General features: G+C 71.6%; 21 protein-coding genes and 1 pseudogene. 8 read left to right on the top strand and 14 right to left on the bottom strand.

Going from position 1 to position 24,524, the window contains the following annotated elements; all coding sequences use genetic code 11:
* Positions 1 to 13: 13 nt before the first annotated feature.
* The 5 genes from ACZ4EG_RS27050 to ACZ4EG_RS27030 form a co-directional block, all read right to left on the bottom strand.
* Positions 14 to 379, bottom strand: coding sequence for a YciI family protein (locus ACZ4EG_RS27050; protein ID WP_453561460.1), 366 nt, complete (start codon positions 377 to 379; stop codon positions 14 to 16).
* The gene (locus ACZ4EG_RS27045) at positions 376 to 819 is read right to left on the bottom strand and encodes a hypothetical protein (protein WP_467792422.1); all 444 of its coding nucleotides are present in this window, start codon (positions 817 to 819) and stop codon (positions 376 to 378) included. The genes ACZ4EG_RS27050 and ACZ4EG_RS27045 overlap by 4 nt, the downstream gene beginning before the upstream one ends.
* Before the next feature lie 95 nt (positions 820 to 914).
* Entirely contained in the window at positions 915 to 1,265 is a 351-nt protein-coding gene (locus ACZ4EG_RS27040; protein WP_467792421.1) for a cupin domain-containing protein, read from the bottom strand.
* A gap of 10 nt (positions 1,266 to 1,275) precedes the next feature.
* Positions 1,276 to 2,163, bottom strand: coding sequence for a class I SAM-dependent methyltransferase (locus ACZ4EG_RS27035; protein ID WP_467792420.1), 888 nt, complete (start codon positions 2,161 to 2,163; stop codon positions 1,276 to 1,278).
* 75 nt (positions 2,164 to 2,238) lie between these two features.
* Positions 2,239 to 2,844 carry a vitamin K epoxide reductase family protein gene (locus ACZ4EG_RS27030; RefSeq protein WP_453561466.1) on the bottom strand — a complete coding sequence of 202 codons (606 nt, stop codon included), beginning with the start codon at positions 2,842 to 2,844 and terminating at the stop codon, positions 2,239 to 2,241.
* Between the two features lie 714 nt (positions 2,845 to 3,558).
* Here ACZ4EG_RS27030 and ACZ4EG_RS27025 point away from each other — a divergent pair.
* Positions 3,559 to 4,374: a DUF2249 domain-containing protein gene (locus ACZ4EG_RS27025; RefSeq protein ID WP_467792419.1), complete on the top strand. Its 816-nt coding sequence runs from the start codon at positions 3,559 to 3,561 to the stop codon at positions 4,372 to 4,374.
* A gap of 53 nt (positions 4,375 to 4,427) precedes the next feature.
* On the opposite strand, the gene ACZ4EG_RS27020 is transcribed toward ACZ4EG_RS27025, so the two are convergent.
* The 3 genes from ACZ4EG_RS27020 to epsC form a co-directional block, all read right to left on the bottom strand.
* Positions 4,428 to 4,919 (bottom strand): hypothetical protein, encoded by a 492-nt coding sequence (locus ACZ4EG_RS27020; protein ID WP_467792418.1) that lies wholly within the window; start codon positions 4,917 to 4,919, stop codon positions 4,428 to 4,430.
* A 61-nt stretch (positions 4,920 to 4,980) separates the two neighbouring features.
* Positions 4,981 to 5,907: a cysteine synthase A gene (gene cysK / locus ACZ4EG_RS27015; protein ID WP_453561471.1), complete on the bottom strand. Its 927-nt coding sequence runs from the start codon at positions 5,905 to 5,907 to the stop codon at positions 4,981 to 4,983.
* Positions 5,834 to 6,514, bottom strand: coding sequence for a serine O-acetyltransferase EpsC (gene epsC / locus ACZ4EG_RS27010; protein WP_467792417.1), 681 nt, complete (start codon positions 6,512 to 6,514; stop codon positions 5,834 to 5,836). Before epsC ends, cysK begins: the two co-directional genes overlap by 74 nt.
* Positions 6,515 to 7,280: 766 nt before the next feature.
* Here epsC and ACZ4EG_RS27005 point away from each other — a divergent pair.
* From ACZ4EG_RS27005 to ACZ4EG_RS26990, 4 genes are all read left to right on the top strand, one after another.
* Complete coding sequence (locus ACZ4EG_RS27005; RefSeq protein WP_467792416.1) at positions 7,281 to 8,087, top strand: DUF2249 domain-containing protein; 807 nt, start codon at positions 7,281 to 7,283, stop codon at positions 8,085 to 8,087.
* A 151-nt stretch (positions 8,088 to 8,238) separates the two neighbouring features.
* Positions 8,239 to 8,547: a FeoA family protein gene (locus tag ACZ4EG_RS27000; RefSeq protein WP_467792415.1), complete on the top strand. Its 309-nt coding sequence runs from the start codon at positions 8,239 to 8,241 to the stop codon at positions 8,545 to 8,547.
* A complete protein-coding gene (gene feoB, locus ACZ4EG_RS26995; protein ID WP_467792414.1) occupies positions 8,544 to 10,493 on the top strand; it encodes a ferrous iron transporter B in 1,950 nt (649 codons plus the stop codon). Before ACZ4EG_RS27000 ends, feoB begins: the two co-directional genes overlap by 4 nt.
* Before the next feature lie 6 nt (positions 10,494 to 10,499).
* Positions 10,500 to 11,105, top strand: a complete 606-nt coding sequence (locus ACZ4EG_RS26990; protein ID WP_453561480.1) for a NifU family protein — start codon at positions 10,500 to 10,502, stop codon at positions 11,103 to 11,105.
* A 117-nt stretch (positions 11,106 to 11,222) separates the two neighbouring features.
* Here ACZ4EG_RS26990 and ACZ4EG_RS26985 read toward each other — a convergent pair whose 3' ends face one another.
* From ACZ4EG_RS26985 to ACZ4EG_RS26960, 6 genes and pseudogenes are all read right to left on the bottom strand, one after another.
* Positions 11,223 to 12,497: a molybdopterin molybdotransferase MoeA gene (locus tag ACZ4EG_RS26985; protein ID WP_467792413.1), complete on the bottom strand. Its 1,275-nt coding sequence runs from the start codon at positions 12,495 to 12,497 to the stop codon at positions 11,223 to 11,225.
* A 5-nt stretch (positions 12,498 to 12,502) separates the two neighbouring features.
* A pseudogene (locus ACZ4EG_RS26980) lies at positions 12,503 to 12,754 on the bottom strand (DUF6457 domain-containing protein); the annotation flags it as partial.
* A 57-nt stretch (positions 12,755 to 12,811) separates the two neighbouring features.
* Positions 12,812 to 13,570, bottom strand: a complete 759-nt coding sequence (gene narI, locus ACZ4EG_RS26975) for a respiratory nitrate reductase subunit gamma (protein ID WP_453561484.1) — start codon at positions 13,568 to 13,570, stop codon at positions 12,812 to 12,814.
* Entirely contained in the window at positions 13,567 to 14,343 is a 777-nt protein-coding gene (gene narJ / locus ACZ4EG_RS26970; protein ID WP_467792412.1) for a nitrate reductase molybdenum cofactor assembly chaperone, read from the bottom strand. The genes narI and narJ overlap by 4 nt, the downstream gene beginning before the upstream one ends.
* On the bottom strand, positions 14,340 to 15,908 hold the full coding sequence (gene narH, locus ACZ4EG_RS26965) for a nitrate reductase subunit beta (RefSeq protein WP_467792411.1): 1,569 nt from the start codon (positions 15,906 to 15,908) through the stop codon (positions 14,340 to 14,342). The genes narJ and narH overlap by 4 nt, the downstream gene beginning before the upstream one ends.
* A 1-nt stretch (position 15,909) precedes the next feature.
* Positions 15,910 to 19,605: a nitrate reductase subunit alpha gene (locus ACZ4EG_RS26960; RefSeq protein WP_467792410.1), complete on the bottom strand. Its 3,696-nt coding sequence runs from the start codon at positions 19,603 to 19,605 to the stop codon at positions 15,910 to 15,912.
* A 391-nt stretch (positions 19,606 to 19,996) separates the two neighbouring features.
* Between ACZ4EG_RS26960 and ACZ4EG_RS26955 the strand changes: the two genes are divergently transcribed.
* Genes ACZ4EG_RS26955 through ACZ4EG_RS26945 form a run of 3 tightly spaced genes read left to right on the top strand, consistent with a single transcriptional unit; the run spans position 19,997 to position 24,341 of the window.
* Complete coding sequence (locus ACZ4EG_RS26955; RefSeq protein ID WP_467792409.1) at positions 19,997 to 21,205, top strand: TIGR04053 family radical SAM/SPASM domain-containing protein; 1,209 nt, start codon at positions 19,997 to 19,999, stop codon at positions 21,203 to 21,205.
* A complete protein-coding gene (locus ACZ4EG_RS26950) occupies positions 21,202 to 23,895 on the top strand; it encodes a multicopper oxidase domain-containing protein (protein ID WP_467792408.1) in 2,694 nt (897 codons plus the stop codon). Before ACZ4EG_RS26955 ends, ACZ4EG_RS26950 begins: the two co-directional genes overlap by 4 nt.
* On the top strand, positions 23,895 to 24,341 hold the full coding sequence (locus ACZ4EG_RS26945) for a hypothetical protein (RefSeq protein ID WP_467792407.1): 447 nt from the start codon (positions 23,895 to 23,897) through the stop codon (positions 24,339 to 24,341). Before ACZ4EG_RS26950 ends, ACZ4EG_RS26945 begins: the two co-directional genes overlap by 1 nt.
* Positions 24,342 to 24,524 lie beyond the last annotated feature (183 nt).

The raw sequence follows: 24,524 nt of genomic DNA, 5'->3' as shown, positions 1-24,524 counted from the left end.
GGCAGACCCGCCTTCAGGCGTCGCCCATGCCGAACGCGTCGTGGATCGGCCGGACTTCGACCGCTACGACGTGAAAATCAAGGACGCGTTCGGCAATCGCACGTGCCCGTTCCGGACCGGCACAGTCGATCACGTAGTAGGCGGTCAGCTGCTCGGTCGCCTCGCGGAACGGGCCATCCGCCGCGTCCGATCCGTCCTTGTGCCGGCGGAGGGTCGTCGTGTCCTTCGGGTAGGCCAGCCCGGCCCCGTTCAGCATCTCGCCGGTGCCCTCCAAGTCCCGGTGGAGTGCTTCGTGTCTGCGGAACACATCGGCCCGCTCTTCCTCGGACATCGCCTCGGTCGCCGCGGGATCGGCGTACATCAGCACCATGTACTTCATGGCGCCATGGTTCCACCGGACCTCTCCCGGCCGACCATCACGAACCACCCGGCGGCCATGAGGGTGCCTGTCGTGCCCGCCACCACCAACAGGCCTTCGGCGGGAATCAAGTTGTCGCCGCCCGGATACTTCTGGCCGCACAGCCGCACCGTTTCCGGGCGCTCGGCCGAGGCTTCGAGGCACACCGATGCGCCCACCTCGGGATCTGCCGGCTCGGCCCCCTGTCCCACCGGCAGATCTCCGGTGGCGAACCGCCGACCGCCGACCCGGTACGACACCCGGTACTCGGTCCCGCCCTTGACCGGCACCGCCCGGTCGACGACACCCTGGACCCGCACCGGTGACGCATCGATCCGCCGCGCGTCAGAGATCTCCCCTGCCAGCGACCAGCCGCCCGCCAGCGCCGCCCCCAGGGTCACCGCCGCCACCGCAAGCGGCACCCATCTCCCCTGCCGGAATCTGTCCCACCCCACCGCGTCAGTGTCACATGCCCCCAGGGTGGTCCGGACCGTGGAGTTCTGCCGTCGGCGACGGGTCAGGCTGCGGTGGAATCGTCGGGCTTCGTGGGCTCCGGGGCGGGGAGCATGGTCAGCAGCATGACGGAGGGTTCGGTGGCTCGGACCGTGTGCGGCAGCCGGGCGGGCAGGTGGATCCAACTGCCGGGCGTGGCCACCGTCTTCTCGTCACCGAGGATCAGATCGAGCCGCCCTCGGACGACCTGGATGACGACGGGCAGGGCCGAGGTGTGCTCCGTGAGTTCCTGGCCGGCGGCGAACGCGAAGCCGACCACTCGCAGCCGGTCGTCGCGGTACAGGACGCGGCTGAGGGTGCCGTCCTCGGGCACGGCCAACTCGTCGACGAGGTCGGTGATCACCGTGGCAGGCATGGGGGCCTCCCTATTCAGTGGGCGTGGTGGGCTGGGCGATCAGGCTGATGGCGCCCAGATGGGCCTGGTGGCGGCGCAACACACGGCGCATCTCGTGGACTCGGCGACGGGCCGCGGGGTCCCGCAGAGCGCGGCGGGCGATGGCCAGGGCGGGGACCAGTCCTTCGTCGGCGACCATACGGCGGGGTTCGAGCAGCGCCATCGGCGTTGTCCTCCGGGCGGTGACCGTGAAGCCTTCGTCGGTGAGGAGTTCCTGCCAGGCGGCCGCGGTCAGCGGGCGGGTGCCGACGTGGATGGTGTCGGCGAGGTCCTTGGCGATCCGGTCGGCGAGGGCCGGGTCGATACCGTCCGGCAGCAGGCACATTTCGTGGATGGCACAGCGGCCGCCCACGTCGGTGAGCAGCCGGCGTGCCTCCCGTACGATGCGCCGCTTGGCGGGCTGGGGCTGCATCGTCAGCATCGCCTCGGCGTACACGACGGTCGCCGAGCCGTCCGGCAGACCCGTGTCGGAGGCGTCCGCCCGCACGGCGCGGATGTGGGTCCTGCCGGGGACGGTGAGGGCGCTCAGCGCGGCCACCGCGGCGGGATCGCGGTCGACGGCCGTGTAGCCGGCCGGCGAGCGCCGCAGCGTCAGTGCCGCTGTGGCGCCCAGACCGCCCGCGAGTTCCACCACCCGGTCGTCGGGTCCGATGTCCAGGGTGTCGAGCATCCATCGGGTGAGCTCCACGCCGCCCGGGCGCAGGACCCGCTTGCCGAGCCGGGCCAGCACCCAGTGGCCCGGCATGCGGGAGGCGTCCAGTCCCGCACCGGGTACGGGGAGATCCTTGTGGAGCGGCTGGTCATGGTCCGTGGTCGCCATCCGTGCCTCGCTCTCTACCTGCACCTTCTCGAGAGTCAATAAGGCGACGCTAACTCCGGGCGGCGGGATGCGTGTGGGCCGAATGTCCCGAATCGGGCGGACCGAACGGCCCGGTCACAGCAGGCTGCTCCAGTACGACCAGAAGCGGGTGAGAACGAGCATGACGATCACGCCGTACCAGGCCGCCAAAAGCAGCCAGTGGCTCTCCAGCACCAGATTCAGCAGGCCGCGGCCGCGGGCCGGCACCGGGATGATGCCGTGCTTGACGTTGTGCAGCGTGACGTACCAGAACAGCGCGATGGTGATGACCCAGACGACGCCGCAGTAGGGGCACAGCCGGTTCAGCTCGTACAGCGACTGGAAGATCAGCCAGTGAGCGAACCCGATGCCGACGAGCGTTCCCGCGTTGAGGGCGAGCCACAGCACCCTGTGCAGGCGCGCTCCGGCGAGCACCGCGATGCCGAGCGCGGCGACGGCGGCGAAGGCGCCCAGGCCGAGCAGCATGTTGGGGAAGCCGAAGAGGTTGCCCTGCCAGCTCGCCATGGTGTTGCTGCAGCCGACGACCGGGCTGATGTTGCAGGTCGGCTGGTAGCTGGGGTCCTTGAGAACGAGCCAGTCGTCGATGGCCAGGCGCAGGGAGGCGAGCCAGCCGATGACCCCGGTCAGCGCCATCAGCCAGCCGATGCGCCGGTCTGCCCCGGCGGTGTACGGCGGCGTCATGCGGCGCCGGTGCGCGGCAGGGGCGCAGGGGTCGCGGGTCGACACACCGGGCGGCCCCCGTCGCGGGTCCGTTCCTGGGCGCGGGCCTTCGAGCGGGTGAGCAGTGTGAGGGCGGCCGGCGCCGGTCGGCCCTCGGTCACGCGCGACTGTCCCCGTCGAGCGTTGTGATCGTTCTCCATGGTCGGGAACGTTAGGCGCTGCCCGCGACCCGGGACTGGGGCCGAACGTCCCGGGTCGGGCGGCCCTTCCGGCCCGATTCTCACGGGCGCCCGGGGGGACTGCGCGTCGTGCGGCGAGGTCGCCTTCACCGCTTGGGCCGGACGGCTCTTTGCATGGGGCCGTTCGGCCCTGTCCGGCGTCGGGATTGTGGACCGGTGGGCGGTGTGGACGGGGTCGCACGGCCCATGCCGTGAAGCCTGCGGCGCGAAAGGCTGGTCGGCGACCGGTCGGGAGGCGACACGGACCGTCGCGTTCCGGCTGCTCGGCTCCGTCTTCTCGTGTGCAGGGCTGCAGCAGGCGCGTGGTGCCCCCGGACCGGTCACCGTCCGGCCACCGTTCTGCAGCCGTCGGACGGTGTTCCGCCACGGCTCCGGTGACGGCGCTCACCATGCCCAGGCCGCCCGGTGCGCCGACCGCCCCGGGGACGTGGCGGAACGTGCAGTCCGGACCAGAAGCGGCCGTATCTTCCGGCCTTGAACCGCTGGAGACACCTGAATGAGTGCCCTCACCTTCGCATCGGCCCCGGAGGATGCCGAGGCTCTCTACAGCGCCGAGGCGGACTATGCCCGTATGGCAGGGGAACTGGCCGGACGTGTGACGCTGTTGCTCACCGCCGCCGGCCGTGACGAGCGTGCCGCTGAACGCTTCCGCGCGGGCCTCGTGGCCTTCTGCGACCGTGAACTCCTGCCGCATACGGCTGCCGAGGAGGCCACGTTGTATCCCGTGGCCCGCCGGCTGCCCGACACGCGCTTGCTCGTCGAGGGTCTCATCGGTGAACACCGCTGCCTGGCCTCGCTGGTGGACGCCCTGCGCGCCGCGCCCACCACGGCCGGTGCCGCGGCGGACGCCCGCGCTCTTCAGGTGGTCTTCGAGGAACACGTGGCGAAGCAGAACGGCCTTGTGCTGCCCCTGCTCGCCGCGGCACCCGGGGTCCGCCTGGCCCGGCTGCTGGAGAGACTGCACCACCGGATCGCCCATACCCCGTTGAACGGTGGCGCCTCTGCTGCGGACGGCACAGAGAAGGCAGGGGGGATGAAGGCCGAGGAGAGCGGTGGCTGCGGGTGTGCCTGTGGCGGCGAGGAGGCCACCGAACCCGTACTCGACGTCCGCGAGATCCCGCACGCACTGCGCCACGCCACCGTGTTCGGCGCTCTTGAGGCCGTCCCGGCAGGCCAGGCCATGGTCCTGGTCGCGCCGCACGACCCGATTCCCCTGCTGGCACAGATCGAGCAGCGCAACCCCGGGCTCTTCGCGGTGGAGTATCTCCAGCGCGGCCCCGAGGCCTGGCGGTTGCGGCTCAGCCACCGCTGACGAGGGGTGACTGCCTTGCCGGGTGCGGCTGGCCGCACCCGGCTGTTCGTTTTTCAGCGGGCCGTACGGGAGCCTGCCCGAGGCGACACGACGAGGGCCGCGCCCACCCCGGTCAGCAGTGCGCCGAGACCGGTGACCAGCGACGTCAGTTGCCAGGCCTGGTAGGCGGACATCAGCGAGGCGCGCAACGTCTCGCCCATGAACGCGGTCTGCCGGAGCTTGGCCAGCTTCTCGTCGTCCCCGGTGGCGTGCAGCTCCGCGGTGATCTCGGAGTAGGTGCGGCCGTTCGTCGCCTGGGCCAGGTTGCCCTTGATCATGTCAGCGAAGGCCCGCGCCTCGGGTCCGGTCTCGACGGGCCGGCCGGCGAACGCCGCCAGGTGCGCGGGCAGTCCGCGCTCCGGGAACGTGATCCTCTGGGCCGTGAGTTCGGTGCGTATCTCGTTCCTGCCGCTGCGGCTGCGCCACAGCATCACGGGCCCCGCGGCCAGCATGGCCGCGCCCATCGTCTTGAGCAGAGCGTCGGCTCCGCGGTTCGTGTACGTCATCGGTGTTCTTCCTTGCATGTGAGGGGGGTCCGGCGGGGCGCCGGCTGTGTCGTGGAGTCCGCTACTGGTCCGCGAAGAGCGGAGTGCTCAGATAGCGTTCGCCCGTGTCGGGCAGGACGACGACGATCAGGGCGTCCTTGTGCTGCGGGAGGCGCGCCAGGGTCGAGGCGGCGTGCAGCGCGGCACCCCCGGAGACGCCCGCGAGGATGCCCTCGGTGCGGGCGAGCCTGCGTGCCTGTGCACGGGCCTCGGACACGGAGACCCTGCACACCGTGTCGTAGACGGAGGTGTCGAGTACCTCGGGAACGAAGCCCGCGCCGAGACCCTGGATGCCGTGGGGGCCGGGTGAGCCGCCGGAGAGTACGGGCGACTCCGCCGGTTCCACGGCCACGACGGTGACGGCCGGGTTCTTCGCCTTCAGCACCTGACCGACTCCGGTGACGGTGCCGCCGGTGCCGACTCCGGCGACCAGCAGATCGATCCGTCCGTCGGTGTCCTGCCAGATCTCCTCGGCTGTGGTGCGCCGGTGGACATCCGGATTGGCCGGATTGGTGAACTGCTGGGGCATGAACCAGCCGTTGGCCTCGGCGAGTTCGGCGGCGCGGGCGACGGCTCCGGTCATGCCCTCGGAAGCGGGGGTGAGGACGAGGTCGGCACCGTATGCGAGCAGCAGGGCCCGGCGTTCGACGCTCATGCTCTCGGGCATGGTGAAGGTGACGGGGTGGCCCTTGGCGGCGGCCACCATGGCCAGACCGATGCCGGTGTTGCCGCTCGTGGGTTCCACGATGCCCTGTCCGGGCCGCAGGGCGCCGGTGGTTTCGGCGTCCTCGATCATCGCCAGGGCGATGCGGTCCTTGACGCTGCCGCCCGGGTTGGCGGACTCCAGTTTGGCGACCAGGCGTGCCGGGAGGCCCTCACCGTACCGGGACAGCTCCACCAGGGGTGTCCGGCCGATGAGCGCCGTGATCGAAGGGTGTATCGCTGCCATGGCTGTCCTCTTGGGGTCTTTCGGTCGATGCAGGGGGAGGGAGAGGGGAAGCGGCCGGGGTCTGGCCGAACGGATCGGTGACGGGGACGGTGCGGGTGGTGACGTCCGCGTGAGCGGCGCGCACGCTGGAGTGGGCGGGGACGTCGTGCAGGACGAGGGCATGGGCGCCCACTACCGTGTCGTCGCCGACGTGGACGGGGCCGAGCACGGTCGCGCCCACGCCGAGGACCACCCGGTCACCGACGGTGGGGTGTCGCTTGGTGGCCTTCCGGTCGCGCCACCAGCCGGTGCCGCCGAGGGTCACGCGGTGGTAGAGCATCACGTCGTCTCCCACCACCGCCGTCTCGCCGATCACCACGCCCATGCCGTGGTCGATGAAGCAGCGCCGGCCGATCACGGCCCCCGGGTGGATCTCTATCCCGGTCATGGCGCGGGAGAACTGGGACAGTGCCCGGGGCAGCAGCGGCAGCCCCATGCGGTGCAGCCGGTGTGCCAGCCGGTGGAACCAGATGGCCCAGAGCCCCGGATACAGCAGGACCTCGACCACGTTGATGCCGTGCAGCGCAGGGTCCTTGCGGCAGGCCGTGCGGAGATCTTCGACGATCATGCGATGTCTCTCTGTGGGCTCCGAAGACGCCGGTTCCGCCGGCACCGCTGTCCGGGGACGGCTGGTGTCGGCGGCCGAGGAGGCGGCCCGGAGCGAGCGATGGGGATGCTTCTCGCCCACCGGCTCAGGCGGACGGTGATCTGCGGCGTCGGCAGACGCACAGGCGGCAAAGGCAGCATGCCGACGGCCGGTTCGGGACGGGGTGGTACGGGCGGGAGGACACCTTCCTCGGGCGGGTCGGCCGACATCGTGCGGCGTCTCGTCCCGTGGCGAGCCGAAGGGGCCGCCGGCAGCGGGCGTTCGAGGGCTGCGCGTTGTTGCCGTTCTCCATGGGATCGAACGGTAGAGCAGCCCGGGCTGGCGCAACCCGGCCGAATTGCCCATGTCGTGCGGCCGACCGGCCCATGTCGGACAGGGTCTTCGGGGACCACTGGTCCAGGGTGCTGGACCCGCCCGGCCCAGGCACCGTGGGCGGTCGGCCAGGAATGCTCATCAGGGACCGGAGGGGAAGGCGCCACGGAATACCGCGCCGGACGGCGGCCAGGCTTTCGCGCGCAGGCCCCGGTCGGGGCGGTGTCCTTCCCGTTCGGTCGACGTCCGGCCGCCTGCCAGGCCACCCAGGCGGCCGGACGCATGTGCCGTGCCCGTCCGGAAGCCCCCGTGCTCACCCGGACCCCGACGACGGCGTCCAGGGCGCGTGCCCGCACAGCGCTGTCACCGGCCCCGGTCGCATCCGACCGGTCAAGTCCCGCTGGAGATACCGAAGATGAACACCGTCACCCTCGCGTCCACCCCCGAGGAAGCCGCCGCCGCGACCGCGGCCGAGGCGTACCACACCCGATTGGCCGGTGAACTCGCCGGACGCGTCGCGATGCTTCTCGGGGCCGCCGAACGTGATCCCGGTGCCGCCGAGCACATCCGCACCGGTCTTGTCGACTACTGCGAACGCGTGCTCCTGCCGTACTTCGCCGCCGAGGAGACGGTTCTCTACCCCGCCGCCCACCAGGTTGCCGAGGCCCGGCTGCTCATCGAGAGCCTGATCTCCGAACGCCGGGGCGTCATGGCGCTCGTCGACGCCTTGCGCACGGCACCCACGGCGGAAGTCGCCGCTGCCGAGGCACGCGCGCTGGAGGTGCTCTGCGGCGAACACTTCGCCAAGGACAACGACCTCGTGCTGCCCCTGCTCGCCGACCGGCCGGGCACCTCCCTGGCCGTCCTGGTCAAGGCCCTGCACGAGCTGTACGGGCCCGAACCGGACGCCGACGACGAGTTCGCGCCGCAGGAGGCCGAGAAGCGGACCGGTGGCTGCGGCGGGGCCTGCGGCTGCGGTGGCGGCGGGGAGGAGCCGGACGTTCCTGAACTGGACGTACGGGCCGTACCGCACGCGCTGCGGCACGCCACGGTCTTCGGTGCGCTCGACGCCGTCCGGGCCGGCGGAGGGATCGTCCTGGTCGCACACCATGACCCGCTGCCGCTGCTGGCGCAGATCGAACAGCGCTCGCCCGGCAGGTTCGCCGTGGAGTACACGGAACGGGGTCCGGAGATCTGGCGGCTGGTCTTCACACGCCGCTGAGGGTGCCGACCCGGCCCGCCCAATGGGGCCGAACGGCCCAGCCGGTACGGGAGGAAGGGCCCCGTGGAACCAGCCATCAGCGAGGTTAGCCTCACCTTACTGAATATGGCACTTGGCGGGCGCGTCCCGGCATGGCGTGGTGGAGGCATGAATGCGCAGCGCTGGCATGGACTTCGAAGGGGAGGCCGGCCTTTCGCCGGCGGTGCTTCCCGACGGCCGGATACTCCCCCTGGCCGATCTGCCGCCCGGTGCCAGGGCAACCGTGGTCGACGTGCTCGTGGTCCGGTCGACCGCCGTGGCCCGGCGGCTGGGCGACCTCGGATTCACCCCCGGAGCGGTGGTGGAGGTCGTGCGCCGGGCCCCGCTGGGTGATCCGGTCGTCTACCGGGTCAAGGACTACGAGGTGTGCCTGCGCCGCACCGAGGCCGCGTGCGTGCGGATGGTCGGAGCGGACCTGTGACCGCGGGATGTCACGGCGTCGGTGAGACGGACGGAACCCTGACCACGGAGCCGCGGATCGCCCTGGTCGGCAGCCCCAACTCGGGCAAGACCAGCATCTTCAACGGTCTGACCGGCCTGAACGCCAAGACCGGCAACTACCCCGGAGTGACCGTCTCCCGATTCGTCGGCACCTGCCGCACCGGGGCACGCAGTTGTGTGGTCGAGGACCTGCCCGGCACCTACAGCCTGGACCCGGTCAGCCCGGACGAGCAGATCACGGTCGACGTCCTCGACGGACGCCAGGACCGGGCGGTCCGCCCGGACGCACTGCTCGTCATGGCGGACGCCACCACCCTGCGCCGGTCCCTGGGACTGGTCGCACAGGTTCTGGCGCGCGGCCTGCCCGCCTGTGTGGTGGTCACGTTCATGGACGAGCTGACCAGCCGTCAGGGGCACCTGGACATCGACGCGTTCGCCCAGGCCCTCGGTGTCCCGGTGGTGGCGGTGATCGGCCACCGCGGGCACGGCATGGGGCAGCTGCGCGAGCAGCTCGCCTCCTGGCAGACCTGGACGTCTCCGCCGCTCGCCCCGCCCACCGAGCCGGCGGAGCGGGACGCCTGGGCGGAGTCGGTGCTCGCCTTCGCCGGCTACCGGGCCCCCGAAGTGCATCGGATCACCCGGCGCATCGACGCGGTGCTGCTGCATCCGCTCTGGGGCACCGCCGTGTTCTTCGCGGTGATGATGCTGTTCTTCCAGACCGTCTTCACCTTTGCCGCCCCCCTCCAGGGCTACGTCGAGTCCCTGTTCGGGTGGCTCTCCGGCCTGGTCGCCGAGCACGTCGGCAACCGCTGGCTGTCCGGGCTGCTCGGTGACGCCCTCATCGGCGGCGTCGGCGGCGTGCTGGTCTTCGTCCCCCAGATCCTGCTGCTGTTCCTCCTCCTCGCCCTGCTGGAGGGCGTCGGCTACATGTCGCGGGCCGCCTTCCTCATGGACCGGGTGATGGCCCGCGTCGGGCTGGAAGGCCGCGCCTTCGTGGCGCTGCTGTCGTCGTTCGCCTGCGCGATCCCCGGCATCATGGCCACCCGCACCCTGCCCTCGGCCAAGGACCGCCTGGCGACCATGATGGCCGCTCCGCTGATCACCTGCTCGGCACGGCTGCCCGTCTACATCCTGCTCATCAGCCTGCTCGTCGACCCGTCGGACCACATCGGCCCGTTCGGCGCGCAGGGCCTGACCATGTTCGGCCTGTATCTGCTCGGTGCCGTCTCGGCGATGCTGGCCGCCTGGGCGTTCAAGAAGATCGGGGACCTCCGCGGCACGCTCGTGCCGTTCTACATGGAGATGCCGCCCTACCGGCTGCCCGCGCCGCGCTCGGTGCTCATCGCGATGGGCACCTCCGCACAGGCCTTCCTGCGCAAGTGCTCGACCATCATCGTGGCCACCAGCATCGGGCTGTGGCTGCTGCTGAACCTGCCGCTGCACTCGGTGGCGCAGATGCGCGCCGACGGCGTCGACACCGCCAGCCCGACAGCCGTCGCCGCGTACACCGTCGACCACAGCTACGCCGCCGATCTCGGCCGTCTGGTCGCCCCCGTCTACGACCCACTCGGCTTCGACTGGCGCATCAACGTCGGTGTGATGTCGGCACAGGCGGCCCGCGAGACCTTTGTCGCCACCCTCGGACAGGTCGCCGCCGCCGAGGACCCCGAACACCCGAAGGTGGCGCTGCGGGACATGACCTACCCCGACGGGCCGCGCGCCGGGCAACGTGTTTTCACCGCGCCGACGATCGCCGCGCTGCTGGTCTACTTCGTCTACGCGTTGCAGTGCATGGCCACCGTCGCGGTCATACGACGGGAGACCGGCACCTGGAAATGGCCGGCCATCGCCTTCACCTACCTGACAGGGCTGGCCTGGCTGATGGCGTACCTGGCGGCCACGGTCACCGGCGCGCTGGGCGGGTGAGGCACGATGATCCCGCTTCACCCCCAGCATGTCCCGGACCGTCCCGACCAGTTGCGCTGGATGGTGCCCGCAGGGACGCTGCCCTGCACCGGCCCGCTGGCCGCGCTCCCCGCCCCGTTGGCCACGCTCGTCGAGGACGGCACCCTCGCTTCCGTCACGGCGGAGCCCGCGGCCCTCGTCACCGCCCTCGGCCCCGGCCGCTCCTGGTCCCGCGAGGGCGCCCGGGTCCGCACCGCGATCCACTCCGCCCTCGACGACCGCGCCGCATGGATCGCGGCAGGCACAGCCGATGGCACAGGCGCAGGCGAGGCGGCGGCCGACGACGCGCTGCTGTACCGCGCGGCACGCGACCTCCTCGGCGGTACGGTGGGGCAGTTCGCCCGCTCCCACGGCGGTGCCATCGAACTGGTCGGCGTCCAGGACGGCGTCGTCACCGTGCGCCTCGCCGGCGCCTGCCACGGCTGCCCGGCCTCCTGGATCACCCTGCACCAGCGCCTGGAACAGCAACTGCGCAACCGCTGCCCGAGCCTCGTGGCCGTCAGGAACGCGAGCTCCTCGAAGTCCGTGGCCGGCCTGACGAAACGACTCCCGGCCGTACGACGTGCGGGATGAACTACGCGCGGGATGAATTCCCGCGCATGTGAAAAGGACCGCTCGGCATGTGGGCCGAGCGGTCCTTCGTCTGTTCCCACGTCTTGTTCCGACGTCTTGTTCCGGCAGTCCGTGTTCCTACGCTCCGGGCGCTCCCCAGTCCAGGGGCAGCACGGTGATCTGTGTACCGGCGTGGCCCCCTCCCGGCGGGACGACCGCCATGGCGGAGGCGCCGGCCAGCCCGCGCAGCATGGCCGGGCCGTGGAAGCGCAGCGGTACGGCCCGTGCCCTGCCGTCCAGGGCCACGGGCACCAGACGGGTGTCGGCGGGGTGGCCGGGCACATCGGAGGCCAGCGCGGCCGTCACCGACGCCTGAGCCACTCGGCCGCCCAGCGTGCGCAGCAGGGGTTCCACGAGAGTCAGCACGCCTGAGACGGCCGCCAGGGGATTGCCCGGCAACCCCACCAGATGCCCGCCGGACGGCAGTTCGGCCAGCAGCATGGGATGACCGGGCCGCACGGCGACGCCGTCGACCAGCAACTCGGCGCCGATCCTGCGGAGAACGGGATGGACGAAGTCGGCGGGACCGGCGGCCGTCCCTCCCGTCGTGACGACGAGGTCCGCGCTGGTCCCGGTGACCGCCTCCAGCAGGGCGTCCGCGTCGTCCACGATGCGCCGTACGACGCTCACCTCCGCCCCCATCATGCTCAGCCACGGCGGCAGCAGCGGACCCAGCGCGTCCCGGACCCGGCCGTCCGAGGGCAGACCGGTCTCCAGCAACTCGTCGCCGAGCACGAGGAGTTCCACACGGGGACGCCGGGTGACGGACAACTCGTCGTAACCGGCGGCGGCCGCCAGCCCGAGCACCGCCGGGGTGACCGGCACCCAGGCACCGAGCAGGGCCTCGCCCGCCCGGCACTCCTGGGCCCGCGGCCGGATGTCCCGGCCGGGTTCGGGCGCTGCGTGCAGGGCGTGCAGGAGGGAGCCGTCGATGCGTCCGTGCTCACGGCGCAGGACGGCGGTTGCCCCGGGCGGCAGGGCGGCGCCGGTCGCGATCTGTACGGCCCGGCCGTCCGCGAGCCGGCCGCCGGGCGGCTGTCCGGCGAGCAGGAGACCGGACAGCCGCCAGGGCCCGGGACCGGCCACGGCCCAGCCGTCCATGGCCGAGGTGTCGAAGGACGGCAGGTCGGTCAGCGCGGACACCGGCTCGGCCAGCACATGTCCCAGTGCCTCGGAGAGGGAGAGGCGCGCGGCGGGCAGCGCGACTGTTGCGCTGCCCGCCGTGTCATGTGCTTCGAACCAGTCCGTACGCCCGTGACCATGTGTGGACGCGACGCCGGAAGAGTGGGCAACGCGAGGGTGTTCCTCCTGCCGCAACCCGCCGTCGAGAGTGAGGGATACGAGACCGTTCATGGTGTTCAGCCGCCGGCGCCCGTTCCGGGGTGGGTCTCGGCGGTCCATCGTGCGGCGAGTTCCGCCGCGCGACGGGCGGCCTCGGCCACGGCCTGGGGGCCGCCGCCCTCCAGGCCTGCCGCGTAACCCACCAGGAAGGTGGTCAGCGGCGCGGCGGGCCGGGCGACGCCGTGCGCGGTGTCCCGTGCGAGATCGAGGAGGACGGTTCTGTCGACCTCCAGGTCGATGCCCAGCTCGTCCTTCACCGCGTCGATCCATCGGTCCATCGAGTGTGCTCCGTTCTCAGTACTGCCCGTGCGCCCCTTGGGCCGGGCTCAGGCCGCTCGCCGGGTGCTCTGCCGTGTCCTGGGCGTCGCCACGGGGGTGCTCGTCCGGCGGCGGTAGACCAGGTACGGGCGGGCCAGATAGCCGATCGGCACGCTCCACACATGGACGAGGCGGGTGAACGGCCAGGCCGCGAAGAGCAGGCAGGCGGTCAGGGCGTGCAACTGGAACAGCAGCGGTGCGCCGGTGATCGCCTCGGGATGGGGCTGCAGGGTGAAGATGCCGCGGAACCAGACGGAGATGGTCTCCCGGTAGTCGTAGCCCGGGCCGAAGACGTTGTGCGCGGCGGTGGCCGTGATGCCGAGCAGCACCGTGGCGGACAGCAGCGGGAAGAGGAACTTGTCGCTGCGGTCGGTGCCGAGGCGGATCCGGCGGGTCAGCAGCCGTCGGGCGCACAGCATGCCGAGTCCGGTGACCATGGCGACGCCCGCCACCGAGCCACCCCATACGGCCGTGGTGTGGTACTGGTGCTCGCTGATGCCCGCGGCCTCGGTCCAGGAGGCGGGGATCACCAGGCCCATCACATGGCCGCCGATGACCATGAACGCGCCCAGGTGGAACAGCGGGCTGCCCCAGCGCAGCCAGCGGTGTTCGAGGAGCTGGCTGGTGCGGGAGGTCCAGCCGAACTGGTCCTGCCGGTAGCGCCAGACGTGCCCGACGACGAACACGGCCAGGCAGATGTAGGGGAACGCGACCCACAGCAGCAGGTCGGCGCCGCTGGTGGTGGCGAGGGAGGCGGCGGTGCTCATCGGTGGCCTTCCGGGGAGGACAGGGGCGGCATGAGGGTCGGCGGGGCCTGCTCGGGCGGGACGAAGGTGCCGGGCGGGGCGAACTCCCCGCTGCCGTACGGGTTGAGGCCCACGTCCTCGTTGGGCGGTCCCTGGGCGGCCAGCTCGGCCACGGCCTTCAGGTCGGCTTCGGTCGCCGGCGGCAGGAGGCTGAGCAGGGCGGCCAGGACATGCCGGTAGGGGGAGTCCATGTCGGTCAGCGCCCGGTGGATCAGCTCCAGGCCGCGCCGGTGCTGGCGCAGCGGGGCCTCGCCGGGGCCCGGCCCGCAGAGCGCGGCGAACTCCAGGGCGACCGGGAGGTGGTCGGGCAGTTCCCCGCCGTCGGTGTCCCAGCCGGCGGCGCGATAGCGCTGGGCCATGGCGAGCAGGGCCATGCCACGCCGACGGGTGTCGCCGTGCAGGTAGTAGGTGAGGTAGAGGCCGCTCTTGCGGCGCAGGTCGAACGTCTCGACGTAGTGGCGTTCCAGCGCGTCGGGTTCCTGCGCGGTGAACCAGGCCGTGAAGGCGGCCAGTTCGGTGGCGGCCGGTGAGGGCTCCAGGGCGTCCACGGTGGCGGCGACGACCTGCCGGGCGGCGACGAGTTCGGCGTCCGGGTACTGCAGCAGCAGGGACATCAGCCGCAGCAGCAGGGCCCGGTCCTCCGCCTCACGCGGGGTGAGCGGGGCCCGGCGGCGGGTGGCCGCGCGGATACGGGTGCGCACGATCGCGGGGACGGAGGTGGGCAGCGGGCTCACGGGTGGCCTCCGGCGGGGGCGTCGGGGTTGCGGCGGCGCAGGGTGGGGATGCCGAGCATGACGCGGCGGCCGTCCGTGGGCCGGGGATCGCCGGAGGACTCCACCGGGCAGCGGTTCTCCATCGCGGACAGTGCCGCGGCGTCCTCCTTGTGTGCGGCGGGGATGACGTACCGGTCCTTGTACTTGGCGACCGCGAGCAGCCGGTGCATGTCCTCCGTCTCGCGGACCGTGAGGCCCACGGCCTTCAGCGCGCTCTCGTCGCCGGCCTCGCCGAGGATGCGTTCGCGCATGTACGAGCGCAGCGCGGTGAGCTTCATCAGCACACCCGCGACGACGTCGGTGTCCCCGGCGGAGAACAGCTCCGCCAGATACTCCAGCGGGATGCGCAGCCGGGTGACGGCGGCGAAGACATGGTCGGGGTCGTCCTGGTTGCCGCCCGCCGCGTCCACGGCGTCCAGCACCGGGGACAGCGGAGGCACGTACCAGACCATCGGCAGCGTGCGGTACTCCGGGTGCAGCGGCAGCGCCACCTTGTACGTCGAGATCAGCGCGTACACCGGGGAGCGGCGGGCCGCGTCCAGCCAGTCCTCGGGTATGCCGGACTCGCGTGCCGCGGCGATCACTTCGGGGTCGGACGGGTCGAGGAAGACGTTGCGCTGGGCGTCCAGCAGGTCCTTCTCGTCCGGGGTGGCCGCGGCCTCACCGACGCGGTCGGCGTCGTACAGCACCAGTCCGAGGTAGCGCAGTCGTCCCACGCAGGTCTCGGAGCAGACGGTGGGCTGCCCGGCCTCGATGCGCGGGAAGCAGAAGGTGCACTTCTCGGCCTTGCCGGTGGCGTGGTTGACGTACACCTTCTTGTACGGGCACGCCGTCACGCACATGCGCCAGCCGCGGCAGCGGTCCTGGTCGACGAGGACGATGCCGTCCTCCACCCGCTTGTACATCGCACCCGAGGGGCAGGCGGAGACACAGGCCGGGTTGAGGCAGTGCTCGCACAGCCGGGGCAGGTGGAAGAGGAAGGTCTGCTCGAACTCGAACTTGACCTTCTCCGCCCATTCCCCGGTGAGGTTGGGGTCGGCGCCGGCGTGCTCGGGCGCGCCGCCCAGGCTGTCCTCCCAGTTGGCGCCCCAGGTGATGGCGGTGGGCTTGCCGGTGAGGACGGAGCGGGGGCGGGCGACGGGCATGTCCTCGCCCGCGGGGGCGCTGACGAGGTTGTCGTAGTCGTAGGTGACCGGCTCGTAGTAGTCCTCGATGGACGGCAGGTCGGGGTTGGAGAACAGCGACAGCAGACGCTTGACCCGGCCGCCGGAGCGCAGCACCAGCCGGCCGCGCTTGTCGAGCATCCAGCCGCCCTTCCACTGCTCCTGGTCCTCGTAGCGGCGGGGGTAGCCGACGCCGGGCTTGGTCTCGACGTTGTTGAACCAGGCGTACTCGACGCCGGTCCGGTTGGTCCAGGTCTGCTTGCAGGTGACCGAGCAGGTGTGGCAGCCGATGCACTTGTCGAGGTTCATCACCATCGCCACTTGGGCCATCACCCGTCCGATAGTGACTCCGTCACGGGGCATGTCAGTACTCCACATCCTGCGAGCGACGGCGGATGACCGTGACCTCGTCGCGCTGGTTTCCGGTCGGGCCGTAGTAGTTGAAGGCGTAGGTGAACTGCGCGTAGCCGCCCGCGAGATGGGTGGGCTTGAGCAGCAGCCTGGTCAGGGAGTTGTGGATACCGCCGCGCTTCTTGCTGACCTCGGTCTTCGGCACGTTCACGTTGCGGTCCTGGGCGTGGTACATGTACACCGTGCCCTCGGGCATGCGGTGGGTGACCACGGCCCTGGCGGCGACCACACCGTTGCGGTTGTACGCCTCGATCCATTCGTTGTCCTTGACGCCGATCTTCTCGGCGTCCCCGGTGGACATCCAGATCACCGGGCCACCGCGGGACAGGGCCAGCATGTGGGCGTTGTCCTGGTAGTTCGAGTGGATGGACCACTTGGAGTGCGGGGTCAGATAGCGGACCGTGACCTCGGCCCGGCCGTCGCGCAGATGCTCGTCGCCGTAGTGCCGGGGCGTGTTCAACGGCGGACGGTAGACCGGCAGTTGCTCGCCGAGCTCGGCCATCCAGTCGTGCTGGACGAAGAAGTGCTGGCGTCCGGTGAGGGTGTGCCAGGGCTTCTTGTGCTCGACGTTGATGACGAACGGGGAGTAGCGGCGCCCGCCGGTCTCCGAGCCCGACCACTCGTAGGACGTGATCACGGAGCGTGGCTGGGTGCGGGTGTCGGCGAAGGTGATCCGCTCCGCCTCGCGCTCGGCGGCGAGCTCCACCAGGCCCTCGCTGCCGGTCTGCCGCTCCAGCACCCGGAAGCCCTCCGTGGCGAGCCGTCCGTTGGTCGTGCCGGACAGGGCGAGGATCGCCTCGCACATGTCGGAGGCGGTGGCCAGGGAGGGGCGTCCGGCGGCGACACCGTCGCGGACGGTGCCGTTGCGGTGGCGCAGGTCCTCGATCTCCTGGTCCGGGTGGACAGTGACGCCCTTGGTGGTGGTACCCAGGGTGTCCAGGAGCGGGCCGACGGCACGCATCTTCTGGGCGATCGCCGTGTAGTCCCGCTCGATGACGGCCAGCTTCGGCATGGTGCGTCCCGGAACCGGATCGCACTCGCCCGTCTTCCAGTCCCGTACGACGCCGCCGGGCTGGGCGAGTTCGTCGGGTGTGTCGTGCTGCAGAGGCACGGCCAGGACGTCGGTGCGGGTGCCGAGGTGGTCGGCGGCGAGCTCGCTGAACCTGTCGGCGATCGTGAGGAACGTGTCGTAGTCGGTGCGGGCCTGCCAGGGCGGGGCGATGGCCGGCGTGAAGGCGTGCACGAAGGGGTGCATGTCCGTGCTGGACAGGTCGTCCTTCTCGTACCAGGTGGCGGCCGGGAGCACGACGTCGGAGAGCAGGCTGGTCGAGGTCATCCGGAAGTCCATGGTGACCAGCAGGTCGAGCTTGCCCTCGGGGGCCTCCTCGTGCCATACCACCTCCTTCGGGCGGGCCTCGGGCGGAGTCTCCTCGGAGCGGACCGCCGCGTCCGCGCCCAGCAGGTGGCGCAGGAAGTACTCGTTGCCCTTGCCGGACGAGCCGAGCAGGTTCGCCCGCCACACGGTCAGGACGCGGGGGAAGTTGGCCGGGTCGTCCGGGTCCTCGGCGGCGAACCGCAGCCGCCCGGACTTCAGTTCCTCGACGATGTGCTCGCCGACCTCGCGCCCCTGCGCCGCCGCCTCGTCCGTCAGGTCCAGCGGGTTGCGGTTGAAGCCGGGGTGACCGGGCGTCCAGCCCATACGCATCGCCTGCGCGAGACAGTCGGCGAAGCCCTTGTCCTTGAACCGGCCCTCACCGAGCGGCGAGGCCAGCTCGTCCGGCCCGAAGGCCTCGTAGCGCCACTGGTCGGTGTTCAGGTAGAAGTACGAGGTGCCCGCCATGTGCCGGGTGGGCCGCTGCCAGTCGAAGGCGAACGACAGGTGCTGCTGTCCGGTGACCGGGCGGACCTTCTCCTGGCCGACGTAGTGCGCCCAGCCGCCGCCGTTGACACCCTGGCAGCCGGTCATCGTCGTCAGGGCCAGGAAGGCCCGGTAGATCGTGTCGGAGTGGAACCAGTGGTTGGTTCCCGCACCCAGAGCGATCATGGAACGGCCGTTGGTGCGTTCGGCGTTGCGGGCGAACTCCCGGGCGATCCGGGCCGCCTGCTCGGCCGGCACCGAGGTGATGGTCTCCTGCCAGGCCGGGGTGTAGGGCTGGCTCACGTCGTCGTACGAGGACGGCCAGGTGCCCGGCAGGCCGGGCCGCTCGACCCCGTACTGGGCGAGCATCAGGTCGAACACCGTGGTGACGAGGCGGCCGCCGATCCGGCGGGCCGGCACGCCGCGCACCATGAACGTGCCGCCCTCGGTGGCGCCCTCGTCGAAGCGGGGCAGGGCCACCGGGACCGATTCGTCGGCCCGCTCCAGCAGGCTCAGCTCGGGCACGGTGTCGCCCAGGTCGAGGTTCCAGCGGCCCTTGCCCTCTTCGCCCCAGCGGAAGCCGAGCGAGCCGTTCGGGACGACCGGCTCGCCGGTCGCGCTGTCCACCAGGACGGTCTTGGACTCCGCGTGCTCGCTGGTCTCGCCGAGGTCGGCGGCCGTGAGGAACCCGTCCGGGACGAAGCCGCCGTCGCGCTCGCGCAGCGTGACCAGGAAGGGGGCGTCGGTGAACTTCCGCAAGTAGTCCTGGAAGTAGGGCACCTGACGGTCGACGAGGAACTCACGCAGGATGACGTGGCCCATGGCCATCGCCAGCGCCCCGTCCGTGCCCGGGTGCGGGGCCAGCCACTCGTCGGCGAACTTCACGTTGTCCGCGTAGTCGGGGCTGACCGCCACCACCTTCGTGCCGTTGTAGCGGGTCTCGGTCAGGAAGTGCGCGTCGGGCGTGCGGGTCACCGGGATGTTGGAGCCCCACATGATCAGATAGCCCGCGTTCCACCAGTCCGCGGACTCCGGCACGTCGGTCTGGTCGCCGAAGACCTGCGGGGAGGCGACCGGCAGGTCCGCGTACCAGTCGTAGAACGACAGCAGGGTGCCGCCGATCAGCGACATGAAGCGGGCGCCGGACGCGAAGGACGCCATCGACATCGCCGGGATCGGCGAGAAGCCGGCGACGCGGTCGGGGCCGTACTTCTTGACGGTGTGCACATGGGCGGCGGCGACCAGCTCGGCCACCTCGTCCCAGTCGGCGCGCACCAGACCGCCCTTGCCGCGGGCCCGCTTGTAAGCGCGCGCCTTCGCCGGGTCGCCGGTGATCTCCGCCCAGGCGGCCACCGGGTCCCCGAGCCGGCGCCGGGCCTCCCGCCACATCTTCAGCAGCGTGCCGCGCACATACGGGTAGCGGACCCTGCTGGGGGAGTACGTGTACCAGGAGAACGACGCCCCGCGCGGGCAGCCGCGCGGCTCGTACTCAGGGCAGTCGGTGCCGATCGACGGGTAGTCGGTGGCCTGGTGCTCCCACGTGATGATGCCGTCCTTGACGTACACCATCCACGAACACGAACCGGTGCAGTTCACGCCGTGCGTGGAGCGCACCACCTTGTCGTGCGCCCAGCGGTTCCGGTAGAAGCTCTCCCACTGCGGGTCGCCCTCTCCGAACACCGCGCGACCGTCCGCCGACACCTCACGGCGCGTAAGCAGCCGCCGCGCCGCCAGCGGCCATTTTTCTCCGGCACGCTGCTTGGCGGGGCGGTTGATCTCGTCGTTCTCCATGATTGCGAACGCTAGGCGGTGGGGGGTGGCCGACACGTGGGCCGAACGGCCCTGCCCCAGGGACTGACAGACCCGAGAAACCCGCTCTGGCCAGGGACCGAAGGCCCGCGCGGCGGGGACCGCCGGCCCAGGCGCCGGCAGGGGGCGTACGGACATGCTTGCGTCGACCGAACCGGAGGTTTGACGTGTACGACCGCATCGGGCGCCTGCCCGGACAGTCCCCCCAGGCAGTTCCACGGCAGGCGGGGCGTACCCAACGGTCCGGTCACCGGCCGGCCGCCCACCGCGACTGCCACCGCGGACGGGCGGCCGGAACCGGTCCTCGTACGAGCGGACGCCCAGGGCCGGGTCGCCCCGGCAGCCGGGCGAACGCACACCCGGGGGCGGCACGATGAGCGCCCCACGCGTGCTGCGCCATCAGCACCAGGACGCGGCGGCCCGGCCGTTCATCGTGATCTGGGAGACCACCCGGGCCTGTCCGCTGGCCTGCCTGCACTGCCGTGCAGAGGCCGTACCCAACCGGGACCCGCTGGAGCTGGACACCGAGGCCGCCGAGGACCTGATGCGGCAGGTGGCCGCCTTCGGGCATCCCGCGCCGCTGTTCGTGATCACCGGCGGAGACCCCTTCCAGCGGCCCGACCTGCTGGAGCTGATCCGCTACGGACGGCAGATCGGTCTGCCGGTCGCCGTCTCGCCCTCCGGCACCCCGACCCTCACCGCGGACCGGCTGCGGGCCGTCCACGAGGCGGGCGCGAAGGGGCTCTCCTTGAGCCTGGACGGCTCCACGGCCGAACTGCACGACGGCTTCCGCGGCGTGGACGGCGTCTACGGCTGGACACTGAGCGCCTGGGACACCGCCCGCGCCCTCGGTATGAAGGTGCAGATCAACACCACGGTCACCCGGCACAACCTGCACGACCTGCCCGACATCGTCCGGCTGGTCCACCAGCACGGAGCGATGCTGTGGAGCGCCTTCTTCCTGGTGCCCACCGGCCGGGGCAAGTCGCTGGGCGCGCTCACCGCCGCCGAGACCGAGGACGTCCTCAATTTCGTGTACGACGTCGGGCTGACCGTGCCCGCCAAGACCACCGAGGCCCACCACTTCCGCCGGGTCGCCCTGCAGCGCCGGATCATCGAGGACGCCGGGGACGACCATGTGGCCGTCCTCGGGCTCGGGGAGCTCTACGGCCGGCTGCGCGAGCGGGTCGCCGAACTCGGGCTCGACGCGGGCGAGCGGCGCACCCGAAGGCCGCCGCTGGACGTCAACGCCGGCCGCGGGTTCGTCTTCGTGTCGCACCACGGCACCGTTCATCCCAGCGGCTTCCTGCCCAAGAGCGCGGGCAGCGTGCGGGAGACCCCGCTGACCGAGATCTACCGCAACTCCGAGCTCTTCACCGGTCTGCGGGACCCCGACCGGCTCGGCGGCCGGTGCGGCAACTGCGAGTTCCGCCGGGTGTGCGGCGGATCCCGTTCCCGTGCCTTCGCGGTCACCGGCGACCCCTACGCCGAGGAGCCCTGGTGCGACTACCGCCCCGGTTCCTTCCCCTACCAGCGGGAGCTGGCCGAACTCCTGCCCGCCACCCCCGACGGAACAGAATGATCACCATCGGGCACGGCCCCACGCAGACCGGCGGCCCGAGCGGGCCCGCCAGGTACCCGAGCAGATTCCGGGAGTCCGGCCTGCGCGTCCGCCATCTGCGCGCCCACGTGCTCGTCGTCGCCTGGTTCGCGCTGGCCCTGCTGGCGGCCGCCGTCCAGCAGTCGCTTCCGGTGGCCCGCTGGCTGGCGGTGCACCTGTTCCTGCTGGGCGGCGCGACCACCGCCATCCTGATCTGGAGCGAGCACTTCGCCGTCGCGCTGCTGCATGCCCGGATCCCCGACGAGCGGTGGAGCGACGCCCGCCTGGCCGGAGCCAACGTGGCCGTCACCGGGATCCTCGTGGGCGTATGGGCGGACCTGCCCGTACTGACCGGCATCGGCGGTCTGTTGCTCGTCGCCGTCGCCACCGCACACCTGGTGGTGCTGATACGGATGGGCCGGGGCGCCCTCGGCGGCCGGCTCAAGCCGGTCGTCGGCTACTACCGCATCGCGACCGCGGCCCTGATCGCCGGCGCCGTGCTGGGCGGACTGCTGGCCACCGGTCACGCGGGCGCCGCCCATTACGCCGGGCTCCGCCTGGCCCACATCCATGTCACGCTGCTCGGCTGGATCGGACTCCCCATCCTGGGAACCCTGTTCATGCTGTGGCCCACCGTGCTGGGCGTACGGATGAAGGAGCTCACCACCCGGGTGTCGAGGTGGGTGCTGTGGCTCACCGCCAGCGGGTTGTCGGTGGCCGCCGTCGGGCTGGCCCTGCAGTGGCGCTGGCCTGCCGCGGCCGGACTGGCCGCATACGCGTCCGGGGCCGCCGTGGCCGCGGGGCTGCTCGCCCGCACCGTACGAGGCAGTCGGCCCGTCTCCGCGGCGGCGGCCTGGATGCTGGCGGCCGCCACCTGCTGGCTGCTGATCTCCGTGACGGTCGATCTCGTGATGCTGGCCGCCCGGTCGGTCACGGCGGTCCAGACGGTGCTGGAGGACCTGGTGCCGGTGCTGCTCGCCGGCTTCGTCGCACAGGTCCTGATCGGCGCCCTGACCTATCTGCTGCCCGTGGTGCTCAGCCGCGGCCACGAGGACCGCGCGGCCGTGCGGGCGGTGCTGGAACGGGGCTGGCTGCCGCGGCTCGTGGCGCTGAACGCCGGCGTGGCGCTGGTGGCGCTTCCGCTGCCCGGACCCTGCGACGTCGTGGGCATGGGCCTGGCCGGTGCGTCGGCCGCCGCGTTCCTGGTCCTGGTCGTGCTCGTGCTGGCCCACAGCCCTCGCACCGCGCAGGACCCGGCGCCGGCCGGTGCCGGACCGGAGCGGACGACACCGACCGCCACCCGGCGGCCCGCGCTGCTGGGCACCGCCGCCGGGGTCGTGATCACCGTACTGGCGGTGCTGGTCGCCAACGGCGGCCGGGACACCGGCAGTTCGACCGACACGGCCGGCGCCGCAGCCGGCTCGGGCGGCGGGTCCCGCACCGTCAACGTCTCGATCAGGGGCATGACTCTGAGCCCGAACCGGATCGAGGTCGCCAAGGGGACCTCCCTGCGACTGAAGGTCACCAACAACGACGCCCAGCGCCACGACCTCAAGGCCGAGAACGGCCGCGCGATCCCGCTGCTGTCCCACGGCCAGAGCCGTACCCTCGACCTGGGGAAGGTCACCGACGACCTGCAGCTGTGGTGCACCGTGCCCGGCCACCGCGCCGCCGGAATGCAGATGGACATCGTCGTGAAGTCCGGCACGGGCGCGGCCACCGACCAGAGCACCACGTCGTCCGGTTCCTCCATGGACATGGACCACAGCGGGCACTCCATGGACTCCTCCGGCAGTGGCGGGCTCGACCTGGCCAAGGACTTCTCGACGGGCTGGAAATCCCGCTCGGCCGACCTGCCGGCCGCCGGCAGCGCGACCGTCCACAAGGTCGAACTGCACGCCGCCCCCCGCACCGTCGAGGTCGCGCCCGGCGTCAAGCAGCAGATGTGGACCTTCGGCGGCACCGCTCCCGGCCCCACCCTGCACGGCAGGATCGGCGACATCTTCGAGATCACGCTCGTCAACGACGACACGGCCATGGGCCACGGCATCGACTTCCACGCCGGAGCCCTCGCCCCCGACAAGCCCATGCGGACCATCGACCCGGGGGAGCGGCTGGTCTACCGGTTCCGCGCCGAACGGGCCGGCGCCTGGCTGTACCACTGCAGCACCATGCCCATGCTCCAGCACATGGGCAACGGCATGTACGGCGCCGTGATCATCGACCCGCCCGGACTGCCCAAGGTCGACCACGAGTACGCCCTGGTCTCCTCCGAGATCTACCTCGGCACGCCCGGCAGCACGGCCCAGGTCGACAAGATGCGCAACGACACTCCGGACGCCTGGGTGTTCAACGGCATCGCCGCCCAGTACGACAAGTCGACTCTGAAGATGAAGGCCGGGGAGCGGGCCCGCTTCTGGGTGGTGGCCGCCGGACCCAGCGACGGGATCGCCTTCCACATCGTCGGCGCCGTCTTCGACACCGTCTACAAGGAGGGCGCGTACCTGCTGACGCCGAAACAACCCGGCGGATCCCAGGTGCTCGATCTGTCCGCGGCCCAGGGCGGCTTCGTGGAGACCACGTTCGCCGAAGCCGGTCACTACTCCTTCGTCGACCACGACATGCGCCACGCCGAAGCCGGTGCGCACGGCACGATCGAGGTGACCCGGTGATGGGATCCGTCAACCTGTGGAGCCTGGTGCGTTTCACCCACGTCATCGGCGCGGTGGTGTGGGTGGGCGGACAGCTGGCCCTGTCCCTGGTGGTGCTGCCGCTGGGCCGCCGACTGCTCGACCCGGAGGCATTCGCCCGGTTCAGCGCTGCGGCCGGCCGCCGCTTCGGAATGCTCACCGGAGCGCTGTTCCTGCCGCTGCAACTGGGCACGGGCTGGGCCATCGCCTGGCACAAGGGCGTCACCTGGGCCTCTCTCGGCGAGCCCGGCTACGGGCGCACCCTCGCGGCCAAACTGGGCCTGTTCATCGTGGTCATGATCGCGGCGGCCGCCCACGGCTGGGCCCATGCCAAGGGCCGCGCCGAACTGGCCAAGGCCCTCGCCGTCGTCTCCCTCGTCGGCTCGCTCGGGGTCGTACTGCTGGCCACCGCACTGCCCGCCACCTGACCGGACGCGAGAAGCCGGGGTACGCCCACCGTGGCGTACCCCGGCTTCTCGCGTCCCCCGGCCTCTTGCATCACCACGGTGAGAGGGCGCCGCGGCGGCCCTGTCCCGAGGTGCCGGCCGGAGGTCCCAACGGGTCCCAGAACGGCCCTGATGCCGTGGTCCGCTCGGCGGGCCGGTAGGGAC

The organism is Streptomyces sp. NPDC025638 (assembly GCF_055558775.1).
The sequence above is the reverse complement of the archived record's forward strand: the minus strand, read 5'-3'. Positions and strand labels throughout refer to the sequence as shown.